This window comes from Streptomyces flavofungini, from assembly GCF_041028215.1.
Lineage (GTDB): Bacteria > Actinomycetota > Actinomycetes > Streptomycetales > Streptomycetaceae > Streptomyces > Streptomyces flavofungini_B.
Genome location: NZ_JASKYR010000327.1, coordinates 1 through 9095, shown reverse-complemented (window position 1 = coordinate 9095; position 9095 = coordinate 1). Strand labels below are relative to the sequence as shown.

The window sequence follows — 9095 nt, the reverse complement described above, 5'->3', positions numbered from 1 at the left end:
AAATCCCCCGGAGCCCGCCAGGGTCCCCCCTGCGCACCTGCGGAAAATCGCCGTCGGACATCCCATGAGAATGGATGTTCGATTTTGGTGTCAAGCGTGCCACGCCGCCCCTCACGCGAGGGGCGGCGTCCCCGCACAGCGGGTGCTAGCGGCGCTCGTCCGGCTCCGGCCGCGTCTCGGACTCCGCCGCCGCACCGGGATGGTTCGGCCCCCGCAGCGCGCGCCGCACGCGCGCGAGGAGGGGCGGCCCGACGCGGCGCCGGTGCCCGTGGACCCGGGGGTCGTCGGTGACGTCGTACCTCTTCACGTACGCCCCGAGGAAGGCCTGGAGGGTCGCGACCGCCGGGATGGCGACGAGCGCTCCCACCGCTCCGAGCAGCGCGGTCCCCGCGATGACCGAGCCGAAGGCGACCGCCGGGTGGATGTCCACGCTCTTGGCGGTGAGCTTGGGCTGGAGCAGGTAGTTCTCGAACTGCTGGTAGACCACGACGAAGATCAGCACCCAGAGCGAGTACCAGGGGTTCACCGTGAAGGCGATCAGCATCGGCAGGGCGCCCGCCAGATACGTGCCGATCGTGGGGATGAACTGGGAGACGAGGCCGACCCAGACCGCGAGCACGGGCGCGTAGGGGACGTCCAGCGCCTGGAGCAGGATGTAGTGCGCGATCCCGGAGATCAGCGCCATCAGACCGCGGGAGTAGAGGTAGCCGCCGGTCTTGTCGACCGCGATCTCCCAGGCGCGCAGCACCTCGGCCTGCTTGGCCGGCGGCAGCACCGAGCACAGGGCGCGCCGCAGCCGCGGTCCGTCGGCCGCGAAGTAGAACGAGAACAGCAGGATCGTCAGGAGCTGGAAGAGGCCGCCGAGGACCTGCGCGGAGACGTCGAGGACACCGCTGGCGCTGTTCTGCACGTACTTACGCAGCCAGTCGGAGTGGACGAGGCTGTCCTGCACCTCGACGCGGGAGAGGTCCGTGTGGAACGTCTGGTTGATCCAGCTGATGACCTTGTCGAGATAGTCGGGGAAGTCCTCGACCATGTCGACGATCTGGCTGGCGAGCATCGACCCCATCAAGGTGATGAACCCCGCGCCCGCGATCACGACGCCCAGGAAGACCAGGAAGGTCGCGAAGCCCCTGCGCAGCCCGCGGGCCGCCATCCAGCTCACCGCGGGCTCGACGGCGAGCGCCAGGAAGAACGCGATCAATACGTTGATCAATAGCCCGGTCAGCTGATGGAAGGCCCAGCTGCCCAGCTGGAAGCAGGCGACGAGCGCGAGGGCGAGCACCATGGCACGCGGCAGCCAGCGCGGCATGCGGGCGCCGCGCCCTGCCTCGGCCCCCGCGGGGGGCTGCGCGGGCGGCGTCGTGCCGGGGGAAGCGGTGTCCTTGGTGACCTGCGCGGTCTCATCTGTGGGTGCCACGGAGCAAGTCTCACCCACGCCACGGGCTGTCGGACGCCACCCCCGCATCTTGCCCCCGCGTCTTGGTGCCGGTGCACGCGCGCGTGCGCCCCTCTGCGGTGCGGAGCCGTCCGTACTCAGCGCTTTTCGGGCGGTACGTCCATCGCCGTGCAGACCGCGCGCCAGACGTCCTTCGCGTCCCACCCCGCGTCCAGCGCCTCGTGGACCGTACGGCCGCCCAGTTCCGTCATCACGTGATCGCGTGCGAAGGAATCGGCGTACCCCGCTCCGAAGTGCTCCGCCATCCGCTGCCAGAAGACCGTCAACCGCATGCATCCAGTATCCCGCTCTGGGAGTGCAGCCCGGCACTGGGGGCTCACCGAGAACGCTTTCCGCCCTACGGTCGGTCCATGGCTGAAACCGGAGCATCTCCCGACTCAGTGCCACTGCCCGACACGGCGCTCCCCCCGGTCGCCCGGGCCGAGCATTTCGTCTGGCTCACCGCGCGCGTCCTCGAGCAGCGACGTTTCGCGCACCACTTCGCCGCGGGGGCGGCCGGCGGGGACGGCGAGCGGACCGCGGACGCCGTCGAAGCGGCTCTGACCGCGTACAGCACCGCGGACGGGGGCTACGGCCACGGCCTCGAACCCGATCTGCGCGGCCCCGTGAGCCAGCCGCTGCACGCCGGACACGCGCTGCGCGTCCTTGACTCCATCCGGCGTTGCGGCGGGCAGCGGGCGGAGCGCGTGTGCCGCTACCTCACCTCGGCGTCGACGTCCGAGGGCGCGCTCCCGGCGATCCATCCCAGCCAGCGCGGCTACCCCTCGGCACCGTTCATGCCCATCGTCGACGACCCGCCGGGCGAGCTGCTCGCCACCGGGCCCGTGGTGGGTCTCCTGCACCGCAACGACGTGTGGCACGCCTGGCTCTTCCGGGCCACCGACTTCTGCTGGGCGGCCGTCGAGTCACTGGAGAAGACCCATCCCTACGAGGTCGAGGCCGCCGTGGCCTTCCTCGACGGCGCACCCGACCGCTCGCGCGCGCGGGCGGCGGCCAACCGTCTCGGCCGTCTCGTACGGGAGCAGCGCCTCGCCGCGCTCGACCCCGCGGACCTCGACGCGTACCCGGTGTCGCCGGGGTACGCGCCGGGCGAGCACCACTTCGCGCACGACTTCGCGAGGACTCCCGAATCGCTGGCACGGTCGTGGTTCACGGACGCCGAGATGCGGCGCTCGCTGGACTTCCTGGAGCGGGAGCAGCGGGCGGACGGCGGCTGGCCCGTCCGGTGGCGCCAGTGGGCGCCGGGCACCACGCTGGAGTCCCGCCCGATCGTCACCATCGAGGCCCTGCTCACGCTACGGGCGTACGGGCGGGCCATCGGCTGACGGGGCGCGCCCGGCGTCCACCCGACGGCCCGGAACGTCGGCGGCTCCGGCGGCYTCGGCGGCTCCGGCGGCTTCGGCAGCTCCGGCGGCCTCGGCGGCAGGTGCCGCTCATGCACCGGCCCCGACGCGAAACCCCGATCGCGCAGGTCAGCGCCGTTGTCAGTGGCGGGGTGCACGATGGGGGCATGGTCAGCTCTGCGTCCGGTGCCGACGGCGCCCTCGGCGGTTTCTCCCCCGCGACCCGCGGATGGTTCACGGGGGCCTTCTCCGCGCCCACCTCCGCCCAGGCCGGTGCGTGGCAGGCCATCGCCGAGGGCTCGGACGTGCTGGTCGTAGCGCCCACGGGCTCCGGAAAGACGCTGGCCGCGTTCCTCGCCGCACTCGACCAGCTCGCCTCGGCCCCGCCGCCCGCGGACCCGAAGAAGCGCTGCCGCGTGCTGTACGTATCTCCCCTGAAGGCGCTCGCGGTCGACGTGGAGCGCAATCTGCGCAGCCCGCTGACCGGCATCCGCCAGGAGTCCGTGCGCCTCGGCCTGCCCGAGCCCGAGGTGCGGGTGGGCATCCGGTCCGGCGACACCCCGGCCGCCGAGCGCAGGGCCCTGTCGACCCGCCCGCCGGACATCCTGATCACGACGCCCGAATCGCTCTTCCTGATGCTCACCTCGGCCACGCGCGACGCGCTCACCGGCATCGAGACGATCATCCTCGACGAGGTGCACGCGGTCGCGGGCACCAAGCGCGGCGCCCATCTGGCCCTGTCCCTGGAGCGGCTCGACGAGCTGCTGCCGAAGCCCGCCCGGCGCATCGGCCTGTCCGCCACGGTGCGGCCGGTGGACGAGGTGGCCCGCTATCTCTCGCCCAAGCGCAAGGTGGAGATCGTCCAGCCGCCCTCGGGCAAGGAGTTCGACCTCTCCGTGGTCGTCCCGGTCGAGGACCTCGGGGAGCTGGGCGGCTCCCCCGCCACCGACGCGGCCGACGGCCCGGGCGGCAGCGGTCAGGCGGAGCGCCCCTCGATCTGGCCGCATGTCGAGGAGCGCATCACCGACCTCGTCCAGGCCCACCGCTCGACCATCGTGTTCGCCAACTCCCGCCGCCTGGCCGAGCGTCTGTGCAACCGCCTGAACGAGATCGCGTACGAGAGAGCGACCGGCGAGGCCCTCCCCGAGGACCACTCCCCGGCCGAGCTGATGGCCGAGTCCGGCGCGGCCAAGGGCGCCCCGCCCGTCCTCGCCCGCGCCCACCACGGGTCGGTCTCCAAGGAGCAGCGCTCACAGGTCGAGGAGGACCTGAAGGCGGGCAGGCTGCCCGCCGTGGTCGCCACCTCCAGCCTGGAGCTCGGCATCGACATGGGCGCCGTCGACCTCGTCGTCCAGGTGGAGTCACCGCCCTCCGTCGCCTCCGGGCTCCAGCGTGTCGGCCGCGCTGGGCACCAGGTGGGCGCGGTCTCCACCGGCGTCGTCTTCCCCAAGTACCGGGGCGACCTGGTGCAGGCGGCCGTCGTCACGGAGCGGATGCGGACCGGCGCCATCGAGTCGCTGCGCATCCCGGCCAACCCCCTCGACGTGCTCGCGCAGCAGTTGGTGGCGATGGTCGCGCTCGACACCTGGCAGGTCGACGACCTGCTCGCCGTGGTGCGCAGGTCCGCGTCGTTCGCCTCGCTGCCGGAGTCCGCGTTCACGGCCGTCCTCGACATGCTCGCGGGCCGCTATCCCTCCGACGCCTTCGCGGAGCTGCGCCCGCGCGTGGTGTGGGACCGCGTCGCGGGCACCGTCACCGGCCGGCCCGGTGCGCAGCGTCTCGCGGTCACCTCCGGGGGCACGATCCCCGACCGGGGCCTCTTCGGCGTCTTCCTCGCCGGTGCCGACCCGAAGAAGGGCGGCGGCCGCGTCGGGGAGCTCGACGAGGAGATGGTGTACGAGTCCCGGGTGGGGGACGTCTTCACGCTCGGCACCAGCTCCTGGCGCATCGAGGACATCACCCGGGACCGCGTCCTCGTCTCGCCCGCCCCCGGTGTCCCCGGCAGGCTGCCCTTCTGGAAGGGCGACCAGCTCGGCCGCCCGCTGGAGCTGGGGCGCGCGCTCGGCGCCTTCCTCAGGGAGGTGGGCGCCCTCTCCCAGGAGGACGCGCGCGTGCGGCTGCTGGCCGCGGGGCTGGACGCGTGGGCCGCCGACAATGTCCTGACGTACCTCGCCGAGCAGCGCGAGGCCTGCGGGCACATCCCGGACGACCGCACGATCGTCGTCGAGCGGTTCCGCGACGAGCTGGGCGACTGGCGGGTCGTCGTGCACTCCCCCTTCGGCGCCCAGGTGCACGCCCCGTGGGCGCTGGCCCTCGCCGCCCGCCTCACCGAGCGGTACGGCATGGACGCGCAGGTCATGCACGCCGACGACGGCATCGTGCTGCGGCTGCCGGACGCCGACCTGATGAGCCTTGACCTGCTCGACCAGGACCCCGCCACGCCCCTCGTGGAGTACGACGCGGAGAAGGCCCCGGTCGGCGCGGCCGATGTCGCCTTCGACAAGGGCGAGGTCAATCAGATCGTCACCGACCAGGTCGGCGGGTCCGCGCTGTTCGCCTCGCGCTTCCGTGAGTGCGCCGCCCGCGCGCTGCTGCTGCCGCGCCGCAGCCCCGGCAAGCGCACACCCCTGTGGCAGCAGCGGCAGCGCGCCGCGCAGCTCCTGGAAGTGGCGAGCGAGTTCGGCTCCTTCCCCATCGTCCTGGAGGCGGTCAGGGAGTGCCTCCAGGACGTCTTCGACGTACCCGGCCTGACCGAGCTGATGGGCGACATCGAGTCCCGCAGTGTCCGCCTCGTCGAGGTCACGACCCCCGAGCCGTCCCCCTTCGCCCGCTCACTCCTCTTCGGGTACGTGGCGCAGTTCCTCTACGAGGGCGACTCCCCCCTCGCCGAGCGGCGCGCGGCCGCCCTCTCCCTCGACTCCCATCTCCTCGCGGAGCTCCTCGGCCAGGCGGAGCTGCGCGAGCTCCTCGACGCGGACGTCCTCACGGATCTTGAGCAGGAGCTCCAGTGGCGCACGGAGGATCGCCGGATCAAGGACCCCGAGGGCGTGGCCGATCTGCTGCGCCTCCTCGGGCCCCTCACCGCGGCCGAGCTGGCCGAGCGCGGCGCAGAGCCGGAGTGGGCCGAGGAGCTGGCCGCCGCCCGCCGCGCCATCAAGGTCCGTATCGCCGGGGCCGACCACTGGGCGGCGATCGAGGACGCGGGCCGGCTGCGCGACGCGCTCGGCACGGCCCTGCCCGTGGGCGTCCCCGAGGCGTTCACCGAGCCGGTCAAGGATCCGCTCGGCGACCTCCTCGCCCGCTTCGCGCGCACGCACGGCCCGTTCACGACCGCGACCGCCGCCGCCCGCTTCGGCCTCGGGGCCGCGGTCACCGAGGGCGCGCTGCAACGCCTCGCGGCGAGCGGCCGGGTCGTACAGGGAGAGTTCCATCCGGCGGGCATCGGCCAGGAGTGGTGTGACGCGGCGGTGCTGCGCAGGCTGCGCCGCCGCTCCCTGGCGGCCCTGCGGCACGAGCTCGAGCCGGTGCCGCCGTCCGCGCTTGCCCAGTTCCTGCCGCAGTGGCAGCACCTGAGCGGGCACGGCCTGCGGGGCATCGACGGCCTGGTCCGCGCCATCGAGCAGCTTCAGGGCGCGACCGTGCCCGCGTCCGCGCTGGAGAAGCTGGTGCTGCCCTCCCGCGTCTCGGGGTACACCGGAGCGATGCTCGACGAGCTGACCACGGCGGGCGAGGTGATCTGGGCCGGTGCCGGGTCCCTGCCCGGCAAGGACGGGTGGGTCTCCCTCTACCTGGCGGACGCGGCGCCGCTGCTCCTGCCGCCACCGCATCCGCTGGAACTCACCGCGCTGCATCAGTCGGTCCTCGACACCCTCTCCGGGGGGTACGGCCTGTTCTTCCGCCAGATCGCCGACCAGATCCGCGCCGCCACACACCCGGAGGCCTCGGACCCGCAGCTCGCCGACGCGATCTGGGAGCTCGCCTGGTCGGGGCAGCTCACGAACGACACCCTGACACCGATGCGCTCCCTGCTCGGTTCGGGCCGCACGGCGGGCGCCACCGCCCACCGCGCCAAGCGCAACGTCCCGCGCGGACGGTACGGCAGCCTCACCGCCGCCGCCCGCACCGGCGGCTATGGCATGACACGCGCCGTCTCCCGCTCCGGGCCCCCGACGGTCGCGGGCCGGTGGTCGCTGCTGCCCCCGCGCGAGCCCGACCCGACGCTGCGCGCGCACGCCCTGGCCCGCACCCTCCTCGACCGGCACGGCGTGGTCACGCGGGGCGCGGTGGCGGCCGAGGGGGTCGAGGGCGGCTTCTCGGCGTCGTACCGCGTCCTGTCCGCCTTCGAGGACAGCGGTCAGGCCAGGCGGGGCTATGTGGTGGAGGGGCTCGGCGCCGCGCAGTTCGCGATGGACGGCGCGGTGGACCGCCTGCGCGCCACGGCGAACTCCCGGGAGAGCGCCGACGGCACCCGCCCCGCCGACGCCAGGGCGGCCGTAGTCCTCGCCGCGGCGGACCCCGCCAACGCGTTCGGAGCGGCCCTTCCCTGGCCCGAGCCGCCGTCCGGTTCGAGTCACAAGCCGGGCCGCAAGGCGGGTTCCCTGGTCGTCCTGGTCGACGGCGACCTGACGCTGTACATGGAGCGCGGCGGCAAGACCCTCCTGGCCTGGCCCGCCTCGCCCGAGGACCCCGTCGCCCAGGACCCGCGTCTCCAGGCCGCCGCCGAGGCCCTGGCGTCGGCGGCCCGAGCGGGCGCGCTGGGCACGGTGACGGTGGAGCGGATCAATGCCGAGGCCGCCCTTACCTCCCCCTTCGCCCCTCTTCTGGAAGGAGCGGGTTTCCACGCCACACCACGGGGGCTGCGCCTTCGGGCGTAGGAGCGGCGGCCCCCGCACCCAGCTCGTGCCACTCTGGACCCATGCCCGAAGGAGATACGGTCTACATGGCGGCCCAGCGGCTGCACGCCGCCCTCGCCGGGCAGGTCATCACCCGCTCCGACCTGCGCGTGCCCAAGCTCGCGACGGTCGACCTCACCGGCCGCGCCGTCCTGGACGTGACCCCGCGCGGCAAGCACCTCCTGACCCGGATCGAGGGCGGGCTCACCCTGCACTCGCACCTCCGTATGGACGGCTCGTGGCGGATCTTCGCCCCGGGCGAGCGCTGGAACGGCGGCCCGGCATATCAGATCCGGGCGATCGTCGGTAACGCCGAGCACACCGCTGTGGGATATCGCCTGCCCGTACTCGAACTGCTGCGCACCGCCGACGAGGAGAAGGCCGTGGGCCACTTGGGCCCCGACCTCCTGGGCCCGGACTGGGACCCCGAACTAGCGCTGGCCAACCTCATGGCGGAACCGGACCGTGCCCTCGGCGAAGCGGTCCTTGACCAGCGGATTCTTGCGGGCGTGGGCAACGTGTTCAAGAGCGAGCTCTGCTTCCTGCTCGGTGTCACCCCGTGGACCACCGTGGGCGACCTGACCGAGGAGGTCGCCCAGCGCGTCCCCCTCCTCTCGAAGAAGCTCCTTGAGGTCAACCGCAACCAGCCCAACCGCACCACCACCGGCCGCGCGCGCCCCGGCCACCGCCTCTACGTGTACGGGCGCGCGCGCCGACCCTGCCTGCGCTGCGGCACGCCCATCCGCCTGGCCGAACAGGGCGACGGTTCCCGCAGCCGCCCCACGTACTGGTGCCCCGCCTGCCAGCAGGGGCCGACCCCCTGAGGCATCGAGCCTCGCCCTTGACACGGACACACCAGTTGACGCCCCGTCAGATACGGCCGTACGGTCCCGTCATGCCCGTCAATGCGTACGACCTCACCGGACGCACCGCATTCGTCACCGGCGCCGCCAGCGGCATCGGCCGCGCCTCGGCCCTGCTCCTCGCGGAGGCGGGCGCGACCGTCCACTGCGCCGACCTCGACCCGCGGGGGCTCCACGAGACCGCCACGCTCATCAAGGCCGCGGGCGGCTCCGCGCACACCCACCGGCTCGACGTCTCCGACAAGGCGCAGGTCGATCAGGCGGTCGCGAGTGCCGCGGCCACCGGGCCCCGGCGCGGGCTCGACATCATGGCGGCCATCGCCGGTGTCATGCACAGCAGCCCGGTCCTGGAGACTCGCGACGAGGACCTCGACCGCGTCCTGGGCATCAACTTCAAGGGCGTTCTGTACGCCTGCCAGGCGGCGGCCCGCACCATGATCGAGGCACTTACCCGCCCCACCACCGAAGCCGGTGCCCCGTCCGGCGTCACCACCCAAGACGCCCCCACCGCCCAAGGCACCCCCGCCGACCAGAACAC

General features: G+C 73.3%; 6 protein-coding genes. 4 read left to right on the top strand and 2 right to left on the bottom strand.

Annotated elements, in window-relative coordinates:
- Window positions 1–145: 145 nt before the first annotated feature.
- Window positions 146–1420, bottom strand: coding sequence for an AI-2E family transporter (locus AB8Z36_RS22170; RefSeq protein WP_369215109.1), 1275 nt, complete (start codon window positions 1418–1420; stop codon window positions 146–148).
- 116 nt (window positions 1421–1536) lie between these two features.
- Window positions 1537–1731, bottom strand: a complete 195-nt coding sequence (locus tag AB8Z36_RS22165; protein WP_369215108.1) for a DUF3046 domain-containing protein — start codon at window positions 1729–1731, stop codon at window positions 1537–1539.
- A gap of 78 nt (window positions 1732–1809) precedes the next feature.
- Between AB8Z36_RS22165 and AB8Z36_RS22160 the strand changes: the two genes are divergently transcribed.
- From AB8Z36_RS22160 to AB8Z36_RS22145, 4 genes are all read left to right on the top strand, one after another.
- On the top strand, window positions 1810–2784 hold the full coding sequence (locus tag AB8Z36_RS22160) for a hypothetical protein (RefSeq protein ID WP_369215107.1): 975 nt from the start codon (window positions 1810–1812) through the stop codon (window positions 2782–2784).
- A gap of 185 nt (window positions 2785–2969) precedes the next feature.
- Window positions 2970–7676, top strand: a complete 4707-nt coding sequence (locus AB8Z36_RS22155; RefSeq protein WP_369215106.1) for an ATP-dependent helicase — start codon at window positions 2970–2972, stop codon at window positions 7674–7676.
- A gap of 41 nt (window positions 7677–7717) precedes the next feature.
- A complete protein-coding gene (locus AB8Z36_RS22150) occupies window positions 7718–8518 on the top strand; it encodes an Fpg/Nei family DNA glycosylase (protein ID WP_369215105.1) in 801 nt (266 codons plus the stop codon).
- A gap of 71 nt (window positions 8519–8589) precedes the next feature.
- A partial coding sequence (locus tag AB8Z36_RS22145) for an SDR family NAD(P)-dependent oxidoreductase (protein WP_369215104.1) occupies window positions 8590–9095 on the top strand: 506 nt, incomplete at its 3' end.

Coding starts and splice junctions, on each gene's coding strand:
- AB8Z36_RS22150 (WP_369215105.1), top strand. CDS start 7,718: ATGCCCGAAGGAGATACGGTCTACATGGCGGCCCAGCGGCTGCACGCC.
- AB8Z36_RS22165 (WP_369215108.1), bottom strand. CDS start 1,731: ATGCGGTTGACGGTCTTCTGGCAGCGGATGGCGGAGCACTTCGGAGCG.
- AB8Z36_RS22160 (WP_369215107.1), top strand. CDS start 1,810: ATGGCTGAAACCGGAGCATCTCCCGACTCAGTGCCACTGCCCGACACG.
- AB8Z36_RS22155 (WP_369215106.1), top strand. CDS start 2,970: ATGGTCAGCTCTGCGTCCGGTGCCGACGGCGCCCTCGGCGGTTTCTCC.